The following is a 25,692-nucleotide window of genomic DNA, read 5'->3' on the forward strand; positions in this document are numbered from 1 at the left end:
ATTCTCTTTTGCGAACGTGCCATGGACGGCGCGGCCGGGGCACACACCACGTCGCAGGGTGCGAGCATCTGCTCGGTACCGCCCCCGTACCCCATATGGCCACCATCCGTTGGTCCGAGGAGAGTGACGAATGACAACCGAGCCAGCGACTCGGCGGCTGCCCGGCGCGCCCTGCTGGGTGAGCCTTCTGGCACACAGCCTGTCCGCGACGCAGGAGTTCTACGGCGCGCTCTTCGGCTGGGAGTTCCGCCCCGGACCGCAGCACTTCGGTCCCTACGCCCGTGCCTTTCTCGACGGCCGGGAAGTCGCGGGAGTCGGGGAGCTGGCACCCGACCGTCACCTCCCGGTCGCGTGGACCACCTACCTGTCGAGCGACGACGCCGACGCGACCGCCGAGCAGATCCGTTCCTGCGGCGGAACGGTGGGCGTCGGACCGCTGGAAGCGGACGACGCCGGGCGGATGGCGATCGTCTCGGACCCGCAGGGTGCCATCTTCGGCATCTGGCAGGGAAAGTCGATGACCGGCAACGCGGTCAGCGACGAGCCCGGCACCCCGGTGTGGAACGAACTCCTCACCCAGGACAGTGACTCCGTCCGCACCTTCTACGAGCACGTCTTCGCCTTCGAGGCCGACACCGCGGAAACGGCCGACGGCGAGGACTATGTGACGCTCCATCTGAAGGGACGCGCGGTCGCGGGCATTCACGGGGTGGGGGCCGCCCTGCCGCACGACCGCGGGCCGCACTGGATGACGTACTTCGCCGTCTCCGACACCGACGCCGCCGCACGCCGGGTCGCCGAGCTGGGCGGTCATGTGCTGCGGCCGGCACGGGACTCCGCGCACGGACGGCTGGCGACGGTCGCCGACAGCGAGGGTGCGGTCTTCACCATCATCCAGCAGCGCTGAACGGCCCTGAACGGCCGAATCCCCCGTCAGCCGCCGACCCCGGCCGCGAGACCGGGACTAGCGCGGCGCGTCGACCGGCAGCACGTCCGGGGAGAGGGCCGCCGCGCGGGCGGTGGCGGAGGTCTGCCGTCGGCGGTGGTGACGCCGGCACAGCACCTCGTAGCCGACCTCGGCCTGACGGCCCGCCGCCTCACCGACCACGTCGCCGACGACGACCTGCGCACCCTCGACGACCATCCGGCCGTCAACGGTGCGGGCGTTGTGCGTGGCCCGCGCACCGCACCAGCACAGCGCCTCGACCTGCAGGACCTCTATCCGGTCGGCCAGCTCCACCAGGCGCTGCGAGCCGGGGAAGAGTTTGCTGCGGAAGTCGGTGGTGATGCCGAAGGCGAAGACGTCCAGGTCGAGATCGTCCACGACGCGGGCCAGTTGGTCGACCTGCTCGGGCGCGAGGAACTGCGCCTCGTCGGCGATGACGTAGTCGACCCGGCCGCCGGAGGTGAGGTGGCCGACCAGGTGCGCGTAGAAGTCCATGCCGGACGCCGCCTCGACGGCTTCGGTGACCAGGCCCAGGCGGGAGGACAGCTTGCCGCGGCCGGCCCGGTCGTTGCGACTGTAGATCATGCCCTGCAGACCGCGGGCCGAGCGGTTGTGCTCGATCTGGAGCGCGAGGGTCGACTTGCCGCAGTCCATCGTTCCGCTGAAGAACACCAGCTCGGGCATGGGGGGTTGCGGGCCTTTCGGGCGCGTGTGCGGACGGGGCTGGAGACAGGGCGGGCGGTGGGCGCGCGGGTCAGGTGCGGACTTCCAGGAGCGGCACGAGCTGCTCCACCGCGGTCATCGAGCCGTGCATCCCGACCATCTCCGATTCGCGGGGCTCACGTTCGCTCGCGATGATCACCATGTCGGCGTGGGCGGCCGCCACGACGTCGCCGATACGACCGCGGACCCTGTCATCGACGTGCGGTCCGAACCAGCCCGCGGCGATGGCCTCGTCGCGGCTCGCCACCCACATCTGCTCGCCGACCACCTCGCGCCACACGGCGAGCACATCGGCGGCCGCGCCCGGATGCGCGTACACGTGCCGGGCCCGGCCCTCGCCGCCCAACAGGCGCACGCCGGCGCGCAGTTCCCAGTCCTCGTCGAAGTCGATCCGGGAGTCGGGGTCGAAGGGGATGTCGATCATGCCGTGGTCGGCGGTGATGTACAGGGCGGAGCGCGGCGGGAGCTGCTCGGCCAGCCGCTGCGCGAGCCGGTCGACGTACATCAGTTGGCCGCGCCAGGCGTCGGAGTCGACGCCGTAGCGGTGGCCCTTGCCGTCGACCTCGGAGTAGTAGGTGTAGACCAGCGAGCGGTCGCCGGCGGCGAGCTGTTCGGCGGCGAGGTCCATCCGTTCCTCGCCCGAGAGCCGGCCGTGGAAGGTGCCGCCGCTGAGCGCGACCTTGGTCAGCGGGGTCTGCTGGAAGTGCGGCGCGGAGACCTGGCAGGTGTGGATGCCCGCGGCGTCGGCCAACTGGAAGACCGTCGGGTGGGGCTGCCAGGCGTACGGATCGGTCCACGGCTGCCAGCGGAGCTGGTTCATCAGCGCGCCGGTGGCCGGATTTTCGCAGGTGTAGCCGGGCAGGCCGTGGGCGCCCGGCGGGAGGCCGGTGCCGACGGAGGCGAGCGAGGTGGCGGTGGTGGAGGGGAAGCCGGCGGTGAGCGGGCGGCCGCTGCGGTTGAACGACGTACCCAGCAAGGACGTCAGGAACGGCGCCTCGTCGGGGTGGGCGCGCAGCAGGTCCCAGCCGAGGCCGTCGATGAGGAAGACGCAGGCGCGGTCGGCGGGGGCCAGTTCCATGGGCGCGGCGAGGCCGGTCAGGCCCTGGCCGGCGACGATGGCGGGCAGCAGGTCGGCGAGCGAGGCGGTGCCGTAGCGCGGCACCGGGGCGGTGAGCGGGTCGAGCGGTTCGGGTTCCGGCCAGGCGGGGGCGGCGTGGACCATCAGCGGGTGCTTGTGGTGGCCGCGGTGGCCTCGGAGAGCGCCTGGGCGAAGGCGAGCGTCTCGCGGACCGAGTCCGGGCCGTCGCCCGCCTCGCTGACGCGCAGCGAGAGGTCGTCGGCGGTGGAGGAGCCGGTGTAGCCGTGGTCGGCGTCGCAGTTGGGCTCGCCGCAACTGGCGGGCTCCAGGTCCAGCCGGGCGACGGCGCCCCAGCCGATGGTCAGGACGACCTCGCGGGGGAGCTGCCCGGGGGTGTAGGACTCGGGGTTGGCGACGACGCGGCTGAGCACCACGGAGGAGATCCGGCCGAGCTTGACGGACTCGGTGGAGGTGGTGGCGTACGGCGACGGGGAGGTGGCGTCGGCGGCCTGCTCGTCGGTGTGGCTGACGATGAAGCGGGTGCCGGTCAGCACCAGGACGGTGACGTGGCGGCGGACCTCGTTGGCGTCGAAGGTCGTCTCCTGGTGCACGAGGTACGACACGACCGGCTCGCCGCCCACCGCGGCCTGCACCGCCTCGGCCACGAGCGTCGGGTAGTAGCCACTGCGCTCGATCGCCGCGCGCAGCCCCTGGGTCGTCGTACCGGTCTTAGCCATGGGGTCCATCTTACGGGGCGTACCGGGCCGCGAGGACGCGTCAGTCGGCGGCTCTTCGGGCGCCGGGCGGCGGCAGGGGCCCGCGCGTGGCGGCTCAGTAGACGGGCAGACGGCGAGGGCCCAGGTCAGTGGTGGCGGGCGGCCGGGCCAGGCGGACGGTGGCGCCCAGGACGGACAGGCCGCGCGGCGCGACGACGACCGGTTCGAGGTCGACGCCGACGACCTCGGGGTGGTCGTCGACGAGCCGGGAGACCCGCAGCAGCAGTTCCGCGAGTGCGGCGGTGTCCACCGGCTGGGAGCCGCGCCAGCCGAACAGGAGCGGCGCGGTGCGGATCGACCGGATCTGCCCGTCGACATCGCGGTCGGTGGCAGGGATGAGGCGGTGGGCGATGTCGCCGAGCAACTGGGAGGGGGCGCCGGCCAGGCCGAAGGAGAGGACGGCGCCGGCCGCCGGGTCGATGGCGGCGCGGATGACGGTGTCGACGCCGCGCGGCACCATCGCCTGGACCACCGGGCGCAGCTCCTGGGGGGAGCCGAGGAAATCGGTGAGTTCGGTGTAGGTGCGGCGCAGTTCGGCCTCGTTGGCGATGTCGAGGCGGACGCCTCCCAGGTCGGCGCGGTGGCGCAGGTGGGGGGCCGTGGTCTTGAGGGCGACGGGATAGCCGAGGGTCGCGGCGGCGCGGACCGCCGCGTCCGGGTCGGGGGCCGGGAGGGCGGGGTGGGTGCGGATGCCGTAGCGGGCGAGGAGGGCGGCCGCGGCGTCGGGCGGCAACGGGACGGACCGGTCGGCGTCCGGGTCGGGCAGCAGCCGGTCCAGGAGGCGCTCGATGTCGGCGCCGGCCGCCGCTTCCTGGATGTCGTCGTATTCGGGCACGCGGCCCGGTTCGGCGGCTTCCCGGCGCCAGGCGGCGTAGCGGACGGCCTCGGCGAGCGCGCGGACGGCCCGCTCGGCGGCGGGGTAGGCGGGGATGCGGACGGGCGCGCGGCGGGTGTGCGGCGGGGCGGGCGGCGGGCCTTCGGGCGCCGGGGAGGGCGGGGAGGCGTAGGGCGCGGGTGGCGGTCCGGGCGGGGTGAGGGGGCGGGGCGGGTCCGCGGCGTACGGCCGGGACGGGGGGTGCGGGGGCTTTGGCGGGTGCGGGGGCTGTGGGTGGCCGGTGGCCGGGGAGTGCGGCGCGGACGGGGGCTCGGCCTGGGGCACCTGGGGCGCGGCCTGCGGTGGGCTCGGCGGCTCGGCCGGATCGGACCGCTCAGACGTCTCCGACGGCCCGGAGGGCAGGTCCGGTGCCGGCTCCCCCGGCTGCGGCTCCCCCAGTGCCGGCTCCCCCGGTGCCGCGAGCGTCTCGGCCAGGTCGTCCATCGCCAGGTGGACGACGGTGACCGGCTTCTCCGGGGCCATCGTGGCAGCGGCGCGCAGGGCCGCCGCCAGCGCGGCGCCGTTGCTCTCGCCCGGGGAGCCGCCCTCCCCCTCGCCCACCCAGGGGATGGCGGTGACGACGACGGCGTCGCAGCCGTCGCCGGCGAGCGCCTCGGCGAGCGCCGCGCGGAAGTCGCCGGGCGTCGCCGCGGAGGCCAGCACCCGGGGGCTCTGCGGGCGCAGCCCTTCGGTCAGGCACGCGTCGTAGGCCAGCAGCGCCAGCGACTCCGAATTGCCGAGGATGGCGATGCGCGGGCCCGGTGGCAGAGGCTGGGAGGCCAGCAGCAGGCCGGCGTCGATCAGTTCGGTGACCGTGTCGACGCGGATCACGCCGGCCTGGCGCATCAGGGCGGCGACGGTGCTGTCGGGGATACGGACGGTGGGGACGGCGTGGCCGGGCGGCGCGGCGCCGTGGTGGCGGGCGCCCTTGGCGACGACGACCGGTTTGGCGGCGGCGGTGCGGCGGGCGAGCCGGGTGAACTTGCGCGGATTTCCGATCGACTCCAGGTAGAGGATGACCACGTCGGTGTCCGGGTCGTCGTACCAGTACTGGAGGAGGTCGTTGCCGGAGACGTCCGCGCGGTTGCCGGCCGAGACGAACGAGGAGATGCCGGCGATGCCGCCGTCGCCGGGGCCGCGGGCGTGCAGTCCGCTGAGCAGCGCGATGCCGATCGCGCCGGACTGGGTGAACAGCCCGATGCGGCCGGCGCCGGGCATCCGGGGCGCGAGGGAGGCGTTCAGCCGGACCTCGGGGGCGGTGTTGATCAGGCCGAAGGCGTTGGGGCCGATGACCCGCATGCCGTAGGAGCGGGCCTGGCGGAGCAGGGCGCGCTGGCGTTCGCGGCCCTCGGGGCCCGCTTCGGCGTAGCCGGAGGACAGGATCAGCAGGCCCTGGACGCCGTGCTCACCGCAGTCGCGGACCACGTCGGGGACTCCGGCGGCGGGGACGGCGATGACGGCCAGGTCGACCGGGTCGGGGATCTCCCGCAGGGAGCGCACGGCGGGCACGCCCTCGGGGTCGAGCCGGTCCATGCCCGGGGCGAAGGCGTGGTTGACGGCGTGCAGGCGGCCGGTGAAGCCGGAGTCGAGGAGGTTGCGCAGGGTGGTGCGGCCCAGGCCGCCGGGGGCGCGGCCGGTGCCGATGACGGCGACCGAGCCGGGTGCGAGCAGCCGCTGGACGGAGCGGGCCTCGGCGCGCTGCTCGCGGCCGCGCATCACGGCCATGGACTGCTCGGTGGGTTCGAGGTCGAACTCCAGGCGGACCACGCCGTCCTCGAACGTGCGCTTCTGGGTGTAGCCGGCGTCTGTGAAGACCTTGATCATTTTTGAGTTGGCGGGGAGGACCTCGGCTGCGAAGCGGCGGATGCCGCGCTCGCGGGCGACCGCGGCGATGTGCTCCAGGAGGGCGGAGGCCACACCGCGGCCCTGATGGGCGTCCTGCACGAGGAAGGCGACCTCGGCCTGGTCGTCCTCGGGGTCCTTGGCCGGCAGCCCCTGGTCGTTGATCCGGTCGTAGCGGACGGTGGCGATGAACTCGCCGCCGACGGTGGCGGCCAGGCCGACCCGGTCGACGTAGTCGTGGTGGGTGAAGCGGTGGACGTCGCGGTCGGACAGGCGCGGGTAGGGCGCGAAGAAGCGGTAGTACTTCGACTCGTCCGAGACCTGTTCGTAGAAGGAGACCAGCCGCGCGGCGTCGTCGGGGGTGATGGGCCGGATGCGCGCCGTTCCGCCGTCGCGCAGCACCACATCGGCTTCCCAGTGGGTCGGGTAGGCGAGGTCCGGCGGCGTCTGCATGCGGACAGGGTACGGCCGGGCACCGACAACCGGCCCGGCGTGCGTACGCTCTGGGTGCGGAGCGGGCCGAGGGTGCCGTGGGGAAGCCGTACGGGACCCGTCCGCTCCGTGGTCCCCGCTGGGGAACGAAGGGCAAGCAGGCCGGGACGGCGGGCTGCCGGAGCAGTCGCGGCAGCGTGAGAGACTGGTCTAGACAACAGTCACGACTTGAAGGGCAACATCATGGCTGAGCGCCGCGTCAACGTCGGGTGGGCCGAGGGCCTGCACGCCCGCCCCGCCTCGATCTTCGTCCGTGCGGCCACCGCGGCCGGCGTCCCGATGACGATCGCCAAGGCCGAGGGCAACCCGGTCAACGCGGCCTCCATGCTCGCGGTCCTGGGCCTCGGCGCCCAGGGTGGCGAGGAGATCGTGCTGGCCTCCGACGCCGAGGGCGCCGAGGTCGCGCTCGACCGCCTGGCCAAGCTCGTCGCCGAGGGCCTCGACGAGCTGCCCGAGACCGTCTGAGTCCGTACGGGACCCCCTGGGCTCCCGCGCTCACGGCCCCGCCGCGGCGACCGCACTCCGGTTGCCGCCGCGGGGCCGTTTCGCGTGTCGGGAGGCGGGGGCGAGGAAGAGGGCGGCGGCGGAACGGACGAGAGGGCGCGGAACGCGCGTTACCGGCACCCGGCGGGATTTCCGCATACGGAAATGCCGAGCCTCGCCGTCATGGAATAGCGGAATCTCTCCCGGACGCGTCAAAGTCGAAGCGCGCACGGCGGAACGTCGGGCGGGCGGGGTCGGCGGGAAAGCCGAATAGGCGGCCCGCCCAATATCCCTCTCCCGCGCGGAATGGCGAATTACCCCGCATGGCGAGACGGCACCGGGTCGAATAGCGGCGGACCATGCCGCCCCTCCACCCGAACCCTGCCGAGCCCTTCTTTGTATACGGGGCGATTGTTAATGCCGGACGCGCGCGGTGTTGACGGGCTGTTTCGAAACGCTCACCTGGGTCCCGGCGGGCCGCCGCAGCCGGTGGACCGGCAGGGCGCGTTCGATGTGAGCGGCCATCAGGGCGCGGGCCCGGTCCGCGTCACCCCTGGCCACGGCGTCGAGCACCGCGCCGTGTTCCTCCCACGACTCGGCGACACGGGCCGGGAGTTCGACGACGTACATCCACTCGATCTTCCGCCGCAGTTGGGTGAGCAGCGCCGTGAGGCTGGGGCTGCCGGCCGCCTGGGCGAGCGTTTCGTGGAACCAGCCGTCCAGTTGGCGCAGGTCGGCCGGGTGGCCGTGGCGGGCCCGCTCGCGCCCGAGCCGTACGAGGCCGCGCAGCACCTTGAGGTGGGCCGCGCTGCGGCGGGTCGCCGCGCGGGCGGCGCCCAGCGGCTCCAACAGGGCGCGGATGTCGAGGAGATCGGCGGCTTCCTGCTCGGTCGGTTCGGCGACGCAGGCGCCCGCGTGGTGGCGCGTGGTGACGAACCCCTCCGACTGCAAGGTGCGCAGCGCCTCGCGCACCGGCACCCTGGAGACGCCGTAGCGGGCCGCCAGGATGTCCTCGATCAGCCGGCTCCCCGGCGCGAGCGCACCGGAGACAATGTCGTCGCGAATCGCCGTGCACACCGCATGCGCGGAAATATGGCCTCGCATTGTCCGTGCCTCCGCCGTAATCCCCTGGAAACGCCGCCGATCGGCGACTTTTCCGTGACTCTATTCGACCGGGACGGCTTTTCCGACAGGGACCGGGTATTCATGGATATTTTTTGGCCAACGGCGTACGCGGGAGGGTGAGGGCAAACCCCTCATGGTGCGGGCTTCGCCGGTCGGGCTCCGGCCGGGAAACGCCGAAGCCCCGGCCGGGTGGGCCGGGGCTTCGGGGAAAGCGGTGGGTCAGACGTTGACGCCGTGCCCGCGCAGGTACGCGACCGGGTCGATGTCCGAGCCGTAGTCCGGGCCGGTGCGGGCCTCGAAGTGCAGGTGCGGGCCGGTGACGTTGCCGGTGGCGCCGGACAGGCCGACCTGCTGGCCCGGGGTGACGGTCTGGCCGACCGAGACGCCGAGGGACGACAGGTGGCCGTACTGCGTGTACGTACCGTCGTTCATCTTGATCACGACGTTGTTGCCGTACGCGCCGCCCCAGCCGGCCTCGACCACGGTGCCCGCGCCGACGGCGCGGACGGACGTGCCGGAGGCGGCGTGGAAGTCGATGCCGGTGTGGCTGCCGGAGGACCACAGGCCGCTCGACGCCTTGTAGGCGGTGGAGACGTAGGAGCCCTCGATCGGGGAGGCGAAGGCGTTGAGGCGCTTGCGCTCGGCCTCGCGGGCGGCCCGCTCCTTGGCCTCACGCTCGGCCTTGGCCCTGGCCTCGGCCTTCTTCTTGGCCTCCTCGGCGCGCTGCTTGGCCTGCTCGGCGAGCTGCCTGGCCTCGGCCTCGGCCTTCGCCTTCGCGGCGGCGGCTTCGGCGGCGGCCTGCTGCGCGTCGGCCTGCGCCTCGATGCGGTTGGCGAGCTCGTCACCGAGCACGACGGCCTGTCGCAGGCCGGTGTCGCTGATGCGCGCCTCGTCCGTGGCGGCCAGCGCCGGCGAGGCGACGGAGGCGACGACGCCGGTGGCGGCGAGGGTGGCTATGCCGGCGATGTTGCGGGTCGCGCGAGCGGTGCGGCTCGCACGACGATGCTTCCCGGTGGCACGGGTGAACGCCATGTGCTGGCTTGTCCTTTCCTTCCTTCTCGCCTACCGGGTTAGCTGACGGGTTCGGAGCAGGAAGGTCTCCTACGGGCTCCTCCAAAGAGAGGCCCGATTCACCCCAAGGGACGTGTGGGTCCCCGGCTCCCCTGGCTCGCGCCGTACGGGGACTCGGCGATGACTGCCCGGTGCCGCGGTTGCGGCGTACTTCTGACGAACAGCCGGACTGACGCTAAACGGGACATCTTTCAATCGGCAAACAGAACCGGCTCTTTGTGCCGCACGCCACAGGGGCACCACGCAACCATCCACAGCAATCCGGACATAAAGGGGATCCCGTGGCGCGCGAACGCCACGGGATCCCTTTTGTCACACTATGACCAGCGGTTCAGGAGGGCGGCCGAGCCGCCCGCGCACCGCCTCGGCGAGTCAGCCGCCGACGACCGTCACTTCGCCGATACCCAGCGCCTTGACGGGCTCGGCGATCTGTGCCGCGTCGCCCACCAGGACCGTCACCAGCCGGTCCACGGGGAAGGCGCTGACCGCCGCCGCGGTCGCCTCGACCGTGCCGGTCTCGACCAGCCGGGCGTACAACTGCGCCTGGAAGTCGTCCGGGAGGTGCTGCTCCACCTGGTCGGCGAGCGTGCCCGCGACGGCCGCCGCGGTCTCGTACTTCAGCGGCGCGACGCCGACGAGGTTCTGCACGGCGACGTCACGCTCGGCGTCCGTGAGCCCCTCGGCCGCCAGGGTGCGCAGCACCTGCCACAGGTCCTCCAGCGCCGGGCCGGTGGAGGCGGTGTCCACCGAGCCGCTGATGGCGAGCATCGCGGCACCGCTGCCGTCGGGGGTCGAGCGCAGCACCTGCCCGAAGGCGCGCACCCCGTAGGTGTAGCCCTTCTCCTCGCGCAGCACGCGGTCCAGGCGGGAGGTGAGCGTCCCGCCCAGGCAGTACGTGCCGAGCACCTGCGCCGGCCAGACGCGGTCGTGCCGGTCGGCGCCGATGCGGCCGATGAGCAGTTGCGTCTGGACCGCGCCGGGGCGGTCGACGATCACCACCCGGCCGGTGTCGTCGGCGGTGATCGGCGTGGCCTTCACCGGCTCGGCGGTGGAGCCCGTCCACGCGCCGAGGGTGTCGGCGAGCGCCGCGTCCAGGTCGACGCCGGTGAAGTCGCCGACGATGACGGCGGTGGCCGTCGCCGGGCGCACATGGGCGTCGTAGAAGGCGCGGACGGCCGCCGCGTCGATGCGCTGGACGGTCTCCTCCGTGCCCTGGCGGGGCCGGGACATGCGGGAGGTGGCCGGGAACAGCTCCTTGGACAGGGCCATCGCGGCGCGCCGGGCGGGGTTGGCGAGCTCGTGCGGGATCTCGTCGAGGCGGTTGCGCACCAGCCGCTCGACCTCGCTGTCGGGGAAGGCGGGGGTGCGCAGCGCGTCGGCGAGCAGGCCCAGCGCGCGGGCCAGCCGGGACGCCGGCACCTCCAGAGAGACGCGCAGGCCGGGGTGGTCGGCGTGCGCGTCCAAGGTGGCGCCGCAGCGCTCCAGCTCGGCGGCGAACTCCTCGGCGTCATGCTTTCCGGTGCCCTCGGACAGGGCGCGCGCCATGATCGTGGCGACGCCGTCCAGGCCCGCCGGCTCGGCCTCCAGGGGAGCGACGAGGTTGATCTCGACGGCGACGACCTGCTGGCCGGGGCGATGGCTGGTCAGGAGGGTGAGCCCGTTGGCCAGTTGGCTGCGGTCGGGGGCCGGGAAGGCCCACGGCTTGGGGGCGCCGCCCTGGGGGCGCGGGTGGAATTCCATGCTGCTCATGACCGAACCGTTGCTCGTGGCGGACTCTGCGCGGGTCGTGGCATCGCTCACTGGGCCGCCTCCTCTTCCTTGATGCCGGCGGACGCGGCGGACTCAGCCGGCTCGGCAGCCTCGGACGACTGGGACGGATCGGTGGCCTCGGTCGGCTCGTAGACGAGCACCGCGCGGTTGTCGGGGCGCAGCCGCGCCTTGGCCACGGCCTGCACCTCCTGCGGGGTGATCTCCAGGACGCGCTGGACGGCGCTCAGCGCGAGCTGCGGATCGCCGAACAGGACGGCGAAGCGGCACAGTTCGTCGGCGCGGCCGCTGACCGTCGCCAGGCGGTCCAGCCACTCGCGCTCCAACTGGGCCTGCGCGCGCTCCATCTCCTCCGGGGTGGGCCCCTCGGCGGCGAAGCGGGCCAGTTCCTCGTCGACCGCCCGCTCGATGTCCGGGACCTCGACGCCGCCGGACGTCTTGACGTCCAGCCAGCCGAGCGACGGCGCGCCGGCCAGCCGCAGCAGGCCGAAACCGGCCGCGACGGCGCTGCGGTCGCGGCGTACCAGACGGTTGTAGAGGCGCGAGGACTCGCCGCCGCCCAGGACGGTCAGCGCCAGATCCGCGGCGTCCGCCTCACGGGTGCCGTCGTGCGGCAGCCGGTAGGCCGCCATCAGGGCGCGCGAGGGGACGTCCTCCTCGACGACCTCGCGCAGCTCGCCGCCGATGATCTCGGGCAGCGACCCGTCGCGCGGCGGCTGCTTGCCGTCGTGCGAGGGGATCGACCCGAAGTACTTCTCCACCCAGGCCAGCGTCTGCTCGGCGTCGATGTCCCCGACGATCGACAGGACGGCGTTGTTGGGCGCGTAGTACGTACGGAAGAACGCCCGCGCGTCCTCCAAGGAAGCCGCGTCCAGATCGGCCATCGACCCGATGGGGGTGTGGTGGTAGGGGTGGCCCTCCGGGTAGGCCATGGCCGTCAGCCGCTCGAAGGCCGTGCCGTAGGGCACGTTGTCGTAGCGCTGGCGGCGCTCGTTCTTGACGACGTCACGCTGGTTCTCCAGGGACTCGTCGTCGAGCGCGGTGAGCAGCGAGCCCATCCGGTCCGCCTCCAGCCAGAGCGCGAGCTCCAGCTCATGGGCCGGCATGGTCTCGAAGTAGTTGGTGCGCTCGAAGCTCGTGGTGCCGTTCAGCGAGCCGCCGGCGCCCTGGACGAGCTCGAAGTGGCCGTTGCCCTTGACCTGGGCGGAACCCTGGAACATCAGGTGCTCGAAGAGGTGAGCCAGGCCCGTACGGCCCTTGACCTCGTGGCGGGAACCGACGTCGTACCACAGGCAGACCGCGGCGACGGGGGTCAGGTGGTCTTCGGAGAGCACCACGCGCAGGCCATTGGCCAGCCGGTGTTCGGTCGCTGTCAGGCCGCCGGAGCCGGCTTGTTCTGTGGCCGTGTGACCCATGGGCATGTACGTCCCTTCGATCCGCTTGCGAGGAAGTTCTGTCACTGTATGCAAGCGCGTCGGCATCTGGCGAAGTTCCCGATCGAGCCGCCCCGTAAGAGGGCCGCGCATCGTCGCTCAAGAGGGGTGCGCGTCGTCGCGTAAGAGGGGTGCGCGCGCTCGCCTGTGAAGAGCATGCGCGGTCGCGGGCGGCGGCCGCGCACGGTCGCGGCGCGGTCGAAGGGGGAGTCGCGGTCGGCGTTGTCAGTGGGGCGGTCCACAATGGTGGGCGTCAGACTCGGGCAGACTCACCGGTCGATGCCACCGGCTGATCACATCGGTTGACCACGCCGGGTGGTACACCGGCTGATCAGGCCGGTCGATCAACCGGCCGATCACGCCAGTTGGTCCAGCCCCGGCGTGATCCCACATCTGCTTGATCACACATCGGCAGTAGACGCAGCAGAAGGAGCCGCAGCCGCGATGGCCCGCCGCAGCACGAAGACCCCGCCGCCGGACGACTTCGAGGAGAGGATCCTCGACATCGACGTCGTCGACGAGATGCAGGGTTCCTTCCTCGAGTACGCGTATTCGGTCATCTACTCCCGCGCCCTGCCGGACGCCCGCGACGGCCTCAAGCCCGTGCACCGCCGCATCCTGTACCAAATGAACGAAATGGGCCTGCGGCCCGAGCGTGGCTACGTCAAGTGCGCCCGCGTCGTGGGCGAGGTCATGGGCAAGCTCCACCCGCACGGCGACGCGTCGATCTACGACGCGCTGGTGCGCATGGCGCAGCCGTTCTCGATGCGGCTGCCGCTGGTGGACGGCCACGGCAACTTCGGCTCGCTCGGCAACGACGACCCGCCCGCGGCGATGCGGTACACCGAGTGCCGGATGGCGTCCGCGACGTCCCTGATGACGGAGTCCATCGACGAGGACACCGTCGACTTCACCCCGAACTACGACGGCCAGGAGCAGGAGCCGGTCGCCCTGCCCGCCGCGTATCCGAATCTCCTCGTCAACGGCGCCTCCGGTATCGCGGTCGGCATGGCGACGAACATGCCGCCGCACAACCTCGGCGAGGTGATCGCCGCCGCCCGCCACCTGATCAAGCACCCCAACGCCGACCTCGAAACGCTGATGCGCTTCGTGCCGGGCCCGGACCTGCCGACCGGCGGGCGCATCGTGGGCCTGGGCGGCGTACGGGACGCGTACGAGAAGGGGCGCGGCACGTTCAAGATCCGCGCGACCGTCGCGGTGGAGAACGTCACCGCCCGCCGCAAGGGCCTGGTCGTCACCGAACTCCCCTTCACCGTGGGCCCGGAGAAGGTCATCTCCAAGATCAAGGACCTGGTCGGCGCGAAGCGGCTGCAGGGCATCGCGGACGTCAAGGACCTCACCGACCGCGAACACGGCCTGCGGCTGGTGATCGAGATCAAGAACGGCTTCAACCCCGAAGCCGTCCTGGAGCAGCTCTACAAGCTCACGCCGATGGAGGAGTCCTTCGGTATCAACAACGTCGCGCTGGTGGACGGCCAGCCGCTGACGCTGGGCCTGAAGGAACTCCTGGAGGTCTACGTCGACCACCGCTTCAACGTGGTGCGCCGGCGCAGCGAGTTCCGCCGCGGCAAGCGGCGCGACCGTCTCCACCTGGTCGAGGGGCTGCTGACGGCCCTCGTTGACATCGACGAGGTCATCCGGCTGATCCGCTCCAGCGAGAACAGCGCGCAGGCCAAGGAGCGGCTGATCGAACGCTTCTCCCTGAGCGACATCCAGACGCAGTACATCCTCGACACCCCGCTGCGCCGCCTGACCAAGTTCGACCGTATCGAGCTGGAGTCGGAGCGTGACCGGCTGCGCTCGGAGATCGAGGAGCTGACCCGGATCCTGGAGTCGGACACGGAGCTGCGCAAGCTCGTCTCCGGGGAGCTGGCCGCCGTCGCGAAGAAGTACGGCACGGAACGGCGCACGGTGCTGCTGGAGTCGGCGGGCACCTCCCTCGCCTCGGTGCCGCTGGAGGTCTCCGACGACCCGTGCCGGGTGCTGCTGTCCTCCACGGGCCTGCTGGCGCGTACGGCCACCGGCGAGGTGCCGTTCGACACCGACGCCAAGCGCGTCAAGCACGACGTGATCGTCTCCGCGGTGCCGGCGACGACCCGCGGCGAGGTGGGCGCGGTGACCTCCCTGGGCCGGCTGCTGCGGATCGCGGTGATCGACCTGCCGCAGCTCCCGGACACCGCGGCGGCCCCCAGCCTCTCCGGCGGCGCGCAGATCTCCGAGTTCCTGACGCTGGGGGACGGCGAGACGCTGATCTGCCTGACGACACTGGACGAGTCCTCGCCGGGCCTGGCGATCGGCACGCAACAGGGAGTCGTGAAGCGGGTGGTGCCCGACTACCCGGCCAACAAGGACGAGTTGGAGGTCATCACCCTCAGGGACGGTGACCGCATCGTGGGCGCGGCCGAGCTGCGCACCGGCGACGAAGACCTGGTCTTCATCACCGACGAGGCCCAACTGCTGCGCTACCCGGCCGCGCAGGTACGGCCGCAGGGCCGGCCGGCGGGCGGCATGACGGGCATCAAGCTGGGCGAGGGCACGAAGGTGATCTTCTTCTCGGCGGTCGATCCGGCCGCCGACGCCATGGTCTTCACCGTCGCCGGCTCGCACGGCACTCTGGACGACTCGGTGGCGACGGCCAAGCTCACCCCGTTCGACCAGTATCCGCGCAAGGGCCGGGCGACCGGCGGTGTGCGCTGCCAGCGGTTCCTCAAGGGCGAGGACTGCCTGACGCTGGCCTGGGCCGGGCCCGCACCGGTGCGGGCGGCGGACGCCAAGGGAGCTCCGGTGACGCTGCCCGAGGTGGACCCGCGACGGGACGGATCCGGCGTGCCGCTGGCGAAGCCGGTCGCAGCGCTGGCGGGGCCGGTCTAACCGGCTGCCGCCGCGCCTCCCCCCGGGGTCACTCCTCGCGGGAGGCCACGTAGCGCAGGACGCCCCACATGCTGTGTTCGGCTGTGGGGCGTTCCGCCTTTCCGGAGCCGGCGGCGACCTCGGGGAGCGCTTCGCGGCAGCCTGACAGCTCCTTGCGCAGGGCCGAGGCGTCGATACCGCTGCCGATGAGGACCAACTGCGTGCTGCGCTCCTCGTCCCGGCCCCAGGGCGAGGGGTAGAAGCGCAGGAAGTCGCCGACGGCGTGAACGGTGAACTTCTGCCGGCTGCCCGGGACGTCGAAGTGGACGAAGCCCTTGATGCGGTAGAGACCGGCGGGCCGGCTGTCGAGAAAGTCCATAAGTCGACGTGGGTTCATCGGCTCGGAGGAGCTGAACTCGACGCTCTGATAGGCGGCGTGCAGGTGGTCCGTGTGGTCGGCGTGGTCGCAGGGGCCGGACTCGTGGCAGTCATCAGGGTGATGGGCCGGATCACAAGGGCCAACAGGACCGCCCGCGCAGGCCGAGCCGCCCGGTTGGGCGCTCTCGTCCCCATGGCCACCGCCGACCGGGCCCGCCGCGCCGGCGTCGCGGCTGGCGGCGGCCTCCCGAAGCAGGTCTTCGAAGGAGAGCTGCCGCACGGTCGCATCGAGGTCCTCCCCCGCCCCACGGTCGAAGAAGAGCTCCGGGTCGATCCGCCCATACGCCGTGCACACCACCGGCCGGCCAGGAGCAAGATCGGCGAGGATTTCCCTCAGCTCCTGGCGTGCCGCCTCCCCGATACGGTCGGCCTTGTTGAGGACCACCAGGTCAGCGATAGCCACATGCCTGTCCAGTTCCGGATGACGGGCGCGGGTGGCTCCGAACTCGGCCGCGTCCACAACTTCGACGAGCCCGCCGTAGACGATCCGGTCGTTCTCGCTGGCGAGAATCATCCGGATGAGCTCCTGCGGCTCGGCCAGGCCGCTGGCTTCGATGACGATCACATCGATGCGGGCCGCCGGGCGGGCGAGCCGCTCCAGGTAGGTATCGAGTTCGCTGGTGTCGACCGCACAGCACAGGCATCCGTTGCCCAACGAGACCATCGAGTCGACCTGCCCGGCGACAGTCATGGCATCGATCTCGATGCTGCCGAAGTCGTTGACGATCGCGCCGATGCGCGTGCCGTGGCCGGCGCTGAGCAAGTGGTTGAGAAGCGTGGTCTTGCCCGACCCCAAGAAGCCCGCGAGCACGACGACCGGGATCTGCTGCGTGGCCAAGGGAGCGCCTCCATGGTGCGGGCGGCGAGCCGCGCGGACCGCCGGCGAACGAGCTACCGATCGTAACGGGCCCGTAGGCGCAGGTGCCAGGCGCCGGGTGCGGGCCCTCACTCTCCGGCCGACGCTGGGCTCACCCCACTCGTGGGGAGACCCAGGTGGGCTACGGGGAAGGCCCTCTCTGGCGACTGTCACGCCCTGATAGCGGATGGCGTCAGCGCCTGCGGTGAACGCTGTCGCTCCCGTCACCGAGCGTCGCGCTGTCGGCCCTTCGGACGCTGAGCGGAAGCCCTGGTCTGCCTCCCGGGCGTCGATGTCGGACGCGCCGAGTTAGGCTCACCTTTGTGAGTACATGCGCTACCGCTTCCCGCGAAGCGGCCGAAGCTTTGGCCGGTACCGCGGCCACTGCCCGGACCTGGCTGCTGATCGAGCAGACAGGACCCTGGGGGGCCCAAGCGCTGACGGACAGCCACCTCGACCCTGACATCGGGCGGGCACTGGAGGCCGCGACAGACGGTACGGACGTACGCGTCGCCCTGATCCGCCGGCCTGGACGCCACGCCGACTGTCACAGCGCCCCCAGGCGCCGCCTTTTCCTCGCCCACACCGCGCCCGGCCGCTCCTGGATCCGGACGATCACCACGACGGACCCCCGCACCGCTCTCGGCCTGGACTTCGCCGCTCTGGGCGGCGGCGAACACAGAGGCGTGTGGGAGCCGTACACCGGTGAGCCGCTGGTCCTCGTCTGCACCAACGGCAAGCGGGACCGCTGCTGCGCTCTCCTCGGAAGGCCCCTGGCCGCCGAGCTCGCCACCAGTGGAACGGAGACCTGGGAGGTCACCCACATCGGTGGTCACCGCTTCTCCCCCACCCTCTTCGTCCTCCCCTACGGCTACGCCTACGGACGGGCCTCCGCTCATCTCGTCAAGGACGCCGTGGAGGCGGCGCGCCACGGACGGATCGCGATCGACCACTGCCGCGGCCGCTCGACCTGGGACCGACCGGCGCAGGCCGCCGACCTCGCTGTCCGCGAGCTGATCCGTGAGGAGCGGGCGGACGCACTCGACATCGTACGGACCGACGCGGTGCGGGCCGAACCGATGCGGCGCGACAGCTCGGCGACCGCGGGCGGGCCGCTGACCGCTAGCCTCCCCGCCTGGGTCCTTTGCGTCGCCCATGCCGACGGCCGCCGCTGGCGGGTCGCGGTGGAGCAACGGTCCGACAGTGCTCCGGCGCCCGCTAGCTGTGGTGCGCCGCTCGGTCCACCGGCTCGTATGGCGGTCACGTCGATCACCGCGCTCCCGGACGGCTCCGGCCCGGGCCGTCCCCCTTCTTCCGCCCGCCGGCGTCCCTGAAACCGGAGACCGCCCCCGGTCATCGGTCTTACGCCGAGGCCCGCAGAGGAATTTCGATCTCTGCCCGCCTCTGCCTCGCTCTCGGCTTACGCGCTTTCCGGCCAGCACAGCCCCGACCGTCAGTCCGAGCGTCAGACCGACGCTCAGGCTGAACATCGGCCCCACCACCTGTAACGCCACCTTGCGGCACCCGGCGCCGCGACCTCCCGCGCCCCGCCCCTTGCCCCACCGGTCCCCCACCGACCACATAACCGACCCCCGCACATTCGCGCCCCCTCACCCACCTTCCGAGCACGCTCAGTACCGCGCGCCGAAGACCAGGCCCGCAGCTCTTTCCCTGCGGTCACGGTGCACTCACACTCGCGAGATTAAGCGCGGACAGCTTGCGTCCGACAGCCCTGTGGATAACTCTCGCGGGTGCCACCTGCCCGTCTACATCTCCGTCTGCGTGCGGAGGCGAAGACGCAGGTCAGAAGGCCGACGGCCGCGCTATGCCCGAGATCGGTCCGGCAGGCCATACGAACAACCGGAGTCGTCCGAGGGAGCGCAGAACCGCGGACATCCGAGACCACGCGTGACGCGGCGGAAAGAAGAAGACAGCCTGAAGCCCGGAAGCCCCCATCTTCACGGGCGGCCAGCGCCACTCACAGCGGCTAGTTGCGCCTCCGCCACCCTCCGAAGTCGAAGCACCAAGAATTACCGACCCGACTGTCGTCCCGCTTACTGTTCGTGCGATGGGCGAAAAGGAAGCATCGGCTCCGCGCCCGAGTGCCGCGCGGCGCTCGGGGTCGGCACCGTATTCCCGGGATACGCCCCCGTCCCATGCCGCCACGAGCCGGTCACGTACAGCAGACGAGCTCGGCTCAGCACGGCTACCCGGCCAGGGCCGCTCCCCGGGCGAAAGCTCGCGCAGCCCCCGTCGGCTGCAGCTCGCTCGTCCCCGCCTCGGCTGGCCGCGTCGCGTTTTCTCCCAGGTCCTGCTGATGCAGTTGGCCATCGCCACTGGTGTCACGGCGCTGGCGACCGGGTTGTTTCTGCGTCCGCTCAGTGCCGAGCTCGATGACCAGGCGATGCGCCGCGCGCTGGCCATCGCTCAGACAACCGCCGCCGAGCCGCGTCTCGATGACGCCCTTGAAGGCTCTCGCCCGACGCGCAACGGGCCGGTGCAGAACGAAGCGGAGCGGATTCGGGTCGCCACGGGAGCGGAGTACGTAGTGATCATGGATGAGCGAGGAGTGCGCTGGTCTCACACCGATCCGGACGAGATCGGCCACCATGTCTCCACCGATCCAAGCGTCGTGCTCGCCGGCCAGGAGGTGATGCAGATCGATGAGGGGACTCTCGGCCGTTCGGCACGCGGCAAGGTGCCGCTGCGTGATGAGGACGGCAAGGTCGTCGGCGCCGTTTCCGTCGGCATCGCGTACGAGAGCGTGCAGGATCGATTGCTCTCCACCGTGCCCGAGCTGCTCGCCTACGCGGGTGGAGCGCTCGCTGCGGGAGTCCTGGCCGCCTATCTCGTCTCCCGTCGCCTCCAGCGCCGTACCCACGACCTCGCCTTCTCCGATATCTCCGCGCTGCTCACCGAGCGCGAGGCAATGCTGCACGGCATCCGGGAGGGTTTCCTGGCACTCGACAAGCACGGCCGGATCCGTCTCATGAACGATGAGGCTCAGCGTCTGCTGGACCTGCGATCCGAGGACACCGGCCGCCCTCTGGAGGCGACGCTTCCGCCGGGTCGTACGAGCGATGTCCTCGCCGGCCGGGTGTCGGGTGCGGACCTGCTGGCGGTCAGCGGGCAGCGCGTCCTGGTGGCGAACCGCATGCCGACCGATGACGGCGGCGCAGTGATCACGTTGCGGGATCGCACCGAGCTGGAGCGGCTGGGCCGCGAGCTGGACGGCACCCGCGGCCTGATCGACGCGCTCCGAGCACAGGACCACGAGCACGCCAACCGGCTGCACACGCTCCTCGGCCTGCTGGAACTCGGGCTCTACGAGGAGGCCGCGGAGTTTGTGACGCAGGCGGTGGGCGTGCACCGCGCGACTGCGGAACAGGTCACCGAGCGGGTCCACGATCCCCTGCTGGCCGCCCTCCTGGTCGGCAAGGCCACCGTCGCCACCGAACGCGGCGTCTCCTTGAGCATCTCTGCCGACTCCCACCTGCCAGACCGGCTGATCGATCCGCCCAGCCTCGTCACCGTCCTCGGCAACCTTGTCGACAATGCCCTGGACGCCACGGCCGGCGACCGCGACGCGCAGGTGGAGGTCGAAGTCCGCGCCGAAGGACGCACCGCCGTGATCCGCGTCAGTGACAACGGGCCGGGCGTCCCCGAGGCTCGGCGGGGAGAGATCTTCACCGAGGGCTGGACGACGAAGGAACCGCCCGCCCATGGGCAGCGCGGTATCGGCCTCGCACTCGTACGCCGGCTCGCCGAGCGGTACGGAGGCACCGCGGAGGTCGGCGAGCGCCCCGGTGGCGGCGCCGTGTTCACCGTCACCGTGCCCGACGCACTGGCAGACGAACTCACCGGACCGCAGGAGACGCGCCGTGGCGGCCCGCACTGCGGCGCCTCCGCCACCATGCCTCCAAGAGCTCCCCGTGACGCCGGGTATTCCCCTGACGCCGGGGACGCTCATCGTCCCGACGACACAGCGGGGGCCGCCGGATGATCGACGTACTGGTCGTGGACGACGACGTGCGAGTGGCCGAGATCAACGCGGCGTACGTCGCGAAGATCGCGGGGTTCCGTGTCCGCTGCCTGGCTCATACCGCCGCCGAGGCCCTGGCCGCCCTCGACACCCACCCCGTGGACCTGATCCTTCTGGATCACTACCTCCCGGATGAGACGGGGCTCGAGCTGGTGGCCGATCTGCGGAGGCGCGGCATGCTCACCGACGTGATCATGGTGACGGCGGCCCGCGACATCGCGACCGTACAGGCCGCCATGCGTCATGGCGCCCTGCAGTACCTGGTCAAGCCGTTCACCTTCGCGGGCCTGCGCTCCAAGCTGGAGGGTTATGCGGCCCTGCACCGTACGTTCGAAGGCGGCGGTCAGGCGGAACAGTCCGAAGTGGACCGGATATTCGGTGCACTCGGGGCCGCCAACGCCGGCCCCGCCGAGTTGCCCAAGGGGCATTCCACAGCCACCGCTGACCGCGTGCGCTCGGTGCTGCGCTCCGCGGAGACGCCGTTGTCCGCCCAGGACGTCGCGCTCCAGGCGGGGCTGAGCCGGCAGACCGCCCAGCGCTATCTCAAGCTGCTGGAGCGCACCGGCAGGGTCCGCCTCAGTCTCCGCTACGGCGAGACCGGCCGCCCCGAGCACCGTTACGAGTGGGTGTAGGGCCCAGCCCCGTGCGGCCGGTTGGCCGCTGCTCACCTCGCGGCCCACGCTCGGCTCCGCACCGTCCACGGGCACCGTCCGAGCGGGCGCCCCCGTGCCCGCCCACCAGCGAGACACACATCGACGTAGTCGCGTCCCATTCCGCACCCGACGTCCCCACGCCCTAAACCGCCCCCGCCCCCGTAAGCGCCCGGACCTCGGTCTCGGCGTGTCGGGCTCGGTCGGCGCACTCCGGGGAGAGCCTCGTGCCCAGCCAGCCCATCAGGAAGCCCAGCGGGATGGAGACGACTCCGGGGTTCTGAAGCGGGAAGAGAGCGAAGTCCACGCCGGGGAAGAGTGACTCCGGGCTGCCGGAGACGACCGGCGAGAGGAGGACGAGCGTGATGGCGGGGATCAGACCGCCGTAGACGGACCAGACCGCGCCCCGGGTCGTGAAGCGGCGCCAGAACAGGGCGTAGAGCAGGACCGGCAGGTTGGCCGATGCGGCGACGGCGAAGGCGAGGCCCACCAGGAAGGCGACGTTGAGGTCCTGAGCGAGCAGCGCGAGGCCGATGGCGACCGCGCCCACGCCCACAGCCGCGACGCGCGCGACCATCACCTCACCGCGCTGTCCCTGTTGTGCGGTGCCGCGCGGACGCCGCACAGAGGCGTAGAGGTCGTGGGCCACCGAGGCGGACGACGCGAGTGTGATGCCGGCGACCACGGCCAGGATGGTGGCGAACGCGACCGCGGCCACGACGGCGAACAGAACCGTTCCTCCGGTCGAACCGGCGCCGCCGCCCAGGTCCAGGGCGAGCAGTGGGACCGCGGTGTTCCCGGCCGCGTTGGACGCGCGTACGGCATCACTGCCGAGGACCGCGGCCGCGCCGAAGCCCAGCACGATGGTCATCAGGTAGAAGCCGCCGATCAGGCCGATGGACCAGACAACGGAACGGCGGGCGGATCGCGCGGTGGGGACGGTGTAGAAGCGGGACAGGATGTGCGGCAGTCCGGCCGTGCCCAGGACGAGGGCGATGCCGAGGCTGATGAAGTCCAGGCGTGCCGTCCAGCCGCCGCCGTACTTCAGGCCCGGTGCGAGGAAGGCCCGTCCGTGGCCGCTGCGTTCGGCGGCGGTGTTCAGCAGCGTGTTGAGGTCGCCGTGGAACCGGGCCAGTACGAGAACGGTCAGTGCGACGGCGCCGCCCATGAGGAGGACGGCTTTGACGATCTGGATCCAGGTCGTGGCGCGCATGCCGCCGAAGGCGACGTAGATCACCATCAGCGCGCCGACGCCGATCACCATCCAGGTGCGGGCGTGGGGGCCGGCGCCGCCGAGGAGGAGGGCGACCAGGCTGCCGGCGCCGACCATCTGAGCCACCAGGTAGAGGACGGAGACGGTGACGGAGGCGGCGCCGGCCGCGATGCGGACGGGGCGCTCGCGCATTCGTGAGGCGACGACGTCGGCGAGGGTGAATCTGCCGCAGTTGCGGACGAGTTCGGCCACGAGGAAGAGGACGACGAGCCAGGCGACGAGGAAGCCGACGGAGTACAGCAGGCCGTCGTAGCCGAAGAGGGCGATGAGCCCGGAGATGCCGAGGAAGGACGCGGCGGACATGTAGTCGCCCGCGATGGCGAAACCGTTCTCCATGGGGGAGAAGAGCCGGCCGCCCGCGTAGAACTCCTCGGCCGAGCCGTGCCTGCGGCGGCTCACCCAGGTGGTGATCGCGAGCGTGACGGCGATGAACGCGCTGAACAGGACCAGCGCCAGGGTCTGGTGGTGGCCGGTCAACGGATGTTCCCTCCGGTCAGTTCCTGGGTCTCCCAGCGGATGTCGAGCGCGGCGCGGTCCCGGCGCAGCCGTGCGTGCCGGGCGTAGGCCCAGGTGAGCAGGAAGGTGGTGGCGAACTGGCCGAGTCCGGCGACCATCGCGACGTTGAGGGCGCCGGCGACGCGATGCGCCATGAGGCCGGGTGCTGCCGTCGCGGCGATTACGTAGGCGAGGTACCAGGCGAGGAAGAGGGCCGTGGCGGGTACCACGAAGCTTCGGTAGCGGCGGCGCACTTCCTGGAAGGCGGGGCTGCGCTGGACCGCCAGATACACCTCGTCGTGGGGCGCGGATCGTGGTGCGGGCACGGGCACGGGCGCAGGCGGTTGTGTGCGCTCCGGCTCGCCCCTTTCGTGCGCCGCGTCGTCCAACTCGCCCCAACCGGAGGCGAGAGCGTCGTACCAGGGGTCGTCGAGCCGCACGGCTCCTGACTCACCGGCCGCGTAGCCGTCCTGCTTGTCCACCGAACACTCCTTGTTGCACGGGCCTGTTGACCGTGTGCCCCAAGGATGGACAGAAAGGAAGATCCGGGACTCTTCATTCCGAATGCTTCACTCCATAAGGTGATGGACTATCCGGGCGGCTGTGCGAGACCGTTGCGGTACGCGTAGTGGATCGCCTGGGCCCGGTCCCTCAGCCCCGCTTTGGCGAAGAGGTTGTTGATGTGCGTCTTCACGGTGGCCGTGGAGACATGCAGCGTCCGCGCGATCTCCGGATTCGACTTCCCCTCGGCGATGAGTCGCAGCACCTCCACCTCGCGCGCGGTCAGCCCGTCCGGGGGCGCGGCCGTGGCGTCCGGGAGGGTCCGTACGGGCTCCGCCAGGCGTTCCAGCAGTCTGCGTTGGATCTTCGGGGACAGCCCCGCCTCGCCGGAGAGGACGTCGTCGATGGCGCGGACGATCTCGTCGCCGTCCGCGTCCTTGGTCAGGTAGCCGCGGGCACCGGCCTGCAGGGCGGGGAAGAGGGAGTCGTCGTCGGCGTAGGTCGTCAGCACCACGATCTGAGTGCCGGGGTGCTCCGTACGGATGTGGCGGGTCGCCTCGACGCCGTCACAGCGCGGCATCCGCAGGTCCATGAGGACGACGTCGGGCGCGAGTTCGGCGACCAGGCGGATCGCTTGCTCGCCATCACCGGCGGAGCCGACGACCTCGATGCCCGGCAACAGTCCCAGCAGCATCACGATTCCCTCACGCACCACTGTCTGGTCGTCGGCGACCACGACGCGTGCCACCGCGCGCGCCGTCACGCGGGCACCCGCAACCGCACCACGAAACCCTCCTGGGCGGGACCGGACTCCAGCGTTCCGCCGAGGAGTTCGGCGCGCTCCCGCATCCCGAGCAGACCGTACCCGGACCCGCTCTTCGCCAGCGCGCCGGCCTTGCCGCGCCCGCCCGAGTCACTCACCACGAGTCCCACTTCTCCCTCCGTGTACTCCAGCCGCACGCTCACCCGCGCGCCCGGCGCGTGCTTGCGGACATTCGTCAGCGCTTCCTGAGCCACCCTGCGGACGGCGAGGCCCGCTTCGGCCGCCAGGGGCCGGCTCTCCCCCACCACGTCCAGGCGCGCGCCCTCAGCGGTGGTCAGCCGGCGCAGGAAGTCCTCGACGGGGGCCATCTCACCGCGCAGCGCGGACAGCGCCTCACGGGTGCCTTCGAGCCCGTCGCGGGCCATCCCCCGACAGGCCACCACCCGTTGAAGGATCTGGTCACGGTCGGCTTCGAGGTCGGTGCTGCCCCGGATCAGCAGCCGGGCCGCCTCCAGGTGCACCAGTTGGGCGCTCAGGCTGTGCGCGAGCACGTCGTGGATCTCCCGGGCGATCCGCCCGCGTTCGGCGAGTGCCGCGGTTTCGGCCTCCGCTTCGCGGGCGGCGCGTTCCTGGGCGAGGAGCCGCTGGGTGTTGCCGCGCGCCTCCGCGTCGAGCCGCAGGACGTATCCGGCCAGGCCCAGACCCGCAGTGGTGGCCAGGGTCGTCATCAAGTCGTCGTGGGCGACCGCGGCGTACGCGCCGAGGGCGGCGGCGGAGCATGGAATCGCGACTCCCAGGGGCAGGCGTTCCATGCAGGTGATGGCGCAGCCGCACCACAGGACGATCGCCGGCATCCGCGCGCCCGAGGCGTGGAAGGCGTACGCGCCGCCTTCCAGGAGCGTCAACAGGCCGATGGACGGCCACAGGCGGCGTCGCAGAGTGGTGCGGAAGAAGCCTTTGAAGGCCAGCGCGCTCAGGATGATTCCGGTGCCGCCGGCGAGCAGTCCCCAACCGCGGAAGACCGGCTCCGTGAGGGCGCCCCACAGCACTCCGGCCAGCAGCAGGACGCGGACTGCCCGCCCGATCCACAGCCGGGTCTCGCTGATGCCGTCACGGGAGAGCGCCTCCGGAGACGGCCAGCTCGTCCAGGGGTTGGGCGGCACAAACGGTCCTTCCCCCGGCCGGTGACCTGG

The 25,692-nt window shown here is 71.7% G+C and carries 19 protein-coding genes and 1 riboswitch; of the genes, 6 read left to right on the plus strand and 13 right to left on the minus strand.

Annotated features, from left to right (window positions below):
* Window positions 1–130 precede the first annotated feature (130 nt).
* Window positions 131–907 (plus strand): VOC family protein, encoded by a 777-nt coding sequence (locus tag ACZ45Z_RS23620; protein ID WP_468365691.1) that lies wholly within the window; start codon window positions 131–133, stop codon window positions 905–907.
* 57 nt (window positions 908–964) lie between these two features.
* Here the strand turns inward: ACZ45Z_RS23620 and ACZ45Z_RS23625 are convergent, their stop codons facing one another.
* The 4 genes from ACZ45Z_RS23625 to ACZ45Z_RS23640 form a co-directional block, all read right to left on the minus strand.
* A complete protein-coding gene (locus tag ACZ45Z_RS23625) occupies window positions 965–1,630 on the minus strand; it encodes a thymidine kinase (protein ID WP_468365694.1) in 666 nt (221 codons plus the stop codon).
* Window positions 1,631–1,700: 70 nt separating this feature from the next.
* Window positions 1,701–2,891, minus strand: coding sequence for an alkaline phosphatase family protein (locus tag ACZ45Z_RS23630; RefSeq protein WP_468365697.1), 1,191 nt, complete (start codon window positions 2,889–2,891; stop codon window positions 1,701–1,703).
* Window positions 2,891–3,484: a DUF5998 family protein gene (locus ACZ45Z_RS23635; RefSeq protein ID WP_468365700.1), complete on the minus strand. Its 594-nt coding sequence runs from the start codon at window positions 3,482–3,484 to the stop codon at window positions 2,891–2,893. Before ACZ45Z_RS23635 ends, ACZ45Z_RS23630 begins: the two co-directional genes overlap by 1 nt.
* 94 nt (window positions 3,485–3,578) lie before the next feature.
* Window positions 3,579–6,692: a bifunctional acetate--CoA ligase family protein/GNAT family N-acetyltransferase gene (locus tag ACZ45Z_RS23640; RefSeq protein ID WP_468365703.1), complete on the minus strand. Its 3,114-nt coding sequence runs from the start codon at window positions 6,690–6,692 to the stop codon at window positions 3,579–3,581.
* Window positions 6,693–6,914: 222 nt separating this feature from the next.
* On the opposite strand from ACZ45Z_RS23640, the gene ACZ45Z_RS23645 reads away from it, so the two are divergent.
* A complete protein-coding gene (locus ACZ45Z_RS23645) occupies window positions 6,915–7,196 on the plus strand; it encodes an HPr family phosphocarrier protein (RefSeq protein WP_468365706.1) in 282 nt (93 codons plus the stop codon).
* Between the two features lie 432 nt (window positions 7,197–7,628).
* On the opposite strand, the gene ACZ45Z_RS23650 is transcribed toward ACZ45Z_RS23645, so the two are convergent.
* The 4 genes from ACZ45Z_RS23650 to ACZ45Z_RS23665 form a co-directional block, all read right to left on the minus strand.
* Window positions 7,629–8,318 carry a GntR family transcriptional regulator gene (locus tag ACZ45Z_RS23650; RefSeq protein WP_468365709.1) on the minus strand — a complete coding sequence of 230 codons (690 nt, stop codon included), beginning with the start codon at window positions 8,316–8,318 and terminating at the stop codon, window positions 7,629–7,631.
* Window positions 8,319–8,558: 240 nt separating this feature from the next.
* Window positions 8,559–9,371 carry a M23 family metallopeptidase gene (locus tag ACZ45Z_RS23655; protein ID WP_468365711.1) on the minus strand — a complete coding sequence of 271 codons (813 nt, stop codon included), beginning with the start codon at window positions 9,369–9,371 and terminating at the stop codon, window positions 8,559–8,561.
* A gap of 12 nt (window positions 9,372–9,383) precedes the next feature.
* A riboswitch (cyclic di-AMP (ydaO/yuaA leader) is annotated at window positions 9,384–9,540 on the minus strand.
* A 242-nt stretch (window positions 9,541–9,782) separates the two neighbouring features.
* The gene (locus ACZ45Z_RS23660) at window positions 9,783–11,159 is read right to left on the minus strand and encodes a M16 family metallopeptidase (RefSeq protein WP_468365714.1); all 1,377 of its coding nucleotides are present in this window, start codon (window positions 11,157–11,159) and stop codon (window positions 9,783–9,785) included.
* A 47-nt stretch (window positions 11,160–11,206) separates the two neighbouring features.
* Window positions 11,207–12,592, minus strand: coding sequence for a M16 family metallopeptidase (locus ACZ45Z_RS23665; protein WP_468365954.1), 1,386 nt, complete (start codon window positions 12,590–12,592; stop codon window positions 11,207–11,209).
* A gap of 462 nt (window positions 12,593–13,054) precedes the next feature.
* Between ACZ45Z_RS23665 and ACZ45Z_RS23670 the strand changes: the two genes are divergently transcribed.
* Window positions 13,055–15,502: a DNA gyrase/topoisomerase IV subunit A gene (locus ACZ45Z_RS23670; RefSeq protein ID WP_468365717.1), complete on the plus strand. Its 2,448-nt coding sequence runs from the start codon at window positions 13,055–13,057 to the stop codon at window positions 15,500–15,502.
* 28 nt (window positions 15,503–15,530) lie between these two features.
* Here ACZ45Z_RS23670 and ACZ45Z_RS23675 read toward each other — a convergent pair whose 3' ends face one another.
* A complete protein-coding gene (locus tag ACZ45Z_RS23675; protein ID WP_468365719.1) occupies window positions 15,531–16,757 on the minus strand; it encodes a CobW family GTP-binding protein in 1,227 nt (408 codons plus the stop codon).
* A 341-nt stretch (window positions 16,758–17,098) separates the two neighbouring features.
* Here ACZ45Z_RS23675 and ACZ45Z_RS23680 point away from each other — a divergent pair, with 341 nt between their 5' ends.
* The 3 genes from ACZ45Z_RS23680 (at window position 17,099) to ACZ45Z_RS23690 (ending at window position 21,449) form a co-directional block, all read left to right on the plus strand.
* Window positions 17,099–18,109, plus strand: coding sequence for a sucrase ferredoxin (locus ACZ45Z_RS23680; protein ID WP_468365722.1), 1,011 nt, complete (start codon window positions 17,099–17,101; stop codon window positions 18,107–18,109).
* Window positions 18,110–19,092: 983 nt separating this feature from the next.
* Window positions 19,093–20,778: a sensor histidine kinase gene (locus ACZ45Z_RS23685; protein WP_468365724.1), complete on the plus strand. Its 1,686-nt coding sequence runs from the start codon at window positions 19,093–19,095 to the stop codon at window positions 20,776–20,778.
* Window positions 20,775–21,449: a DUF7342 family protein gene (locus tag ACZ45Z_RS23690; RefSeq protein WP_468365727.1), complete on the plus strand. Its 675-nt coding sequence runs from the start codon at window positions 20,775–20,777 to the stop codon at window positions 21,447–21,449. Before ACZ45Z_RS23685 ends, ACZ45Z_RS23690 begins: the two co-directional genes overlap by 4 nt.
* 163 nt (window positions 21,450–21,612) lie before the next feature.
* On the opposite strand, the gene ACZ45Z_RS23695 is transcribed toward ACZ45Z_RS23690, so the two are convergent.
* The 4 genes from ACZ45Z_RS23695 to ACZ45Z_RS23710 form a co-directional block, all read right to left on the minus strand.
* Window positions 21,613–23,217 (minus strand): solute symporter family protein, encoded by a 1,605-nt coding sequence (locus tag ACZ45Z_RS23695; RefSeq protein ID WP_468365729.1) that lies wholly within the window; start codon window positions 23,215–23,217, stop codon window positions 21,613–21,615.
* Window positions 23,214–23,717 carry a DUF485 domain-containing protein gene (locus tag ACZ45Z_RS23700; protein ID WP_468365731.1) on the minus strand — a complete coding sequence of 168 codons (504 nt, stop codon included), beginning with the start codon at window positions 23,715–23,717 and terminating at the stop codon, window positions 23,214–23,216. The genes ACZ45Z_RS23695 and ACZ45Z_RS23700 overlap by 4 nt, the downstream gene beginning before the upstream one ends.
* Window positions 23,718–23,824: 107 nt before the next feature.
* Window positions 23,825–24,499, minus strand: a complete 675-nt coding sequence (locus tag ACZ45Z_RS23705) for a response regulator (RefSeq protein ID WP_468365734.1) — start codon at window positions 24,497–24,499, stop codon at window positions 23,825–23,827.
* Window positions 24,496–25,662, minus strand: coding sequence for a sensor histidine kinase (locus ACZ45Z_RS23710; RefSeq protein WP_468365737.1), 1,167 nt, complete (start codon window positions 25,660–25,662; stop codon window positions 24,496–24,498). The genes ACZ45Z_RS23705 and ACZ45Z_RS23710 overlap by 4 nt, the downstream gene beginning before the upstream one ends.
* Window positions 25,663–25,692 lie beyond the last annotated feature (30 nt).

The sequence above is a fragment of the Streptomyces sp. NPDC031210 genome, from assembly GCF_055570395.1.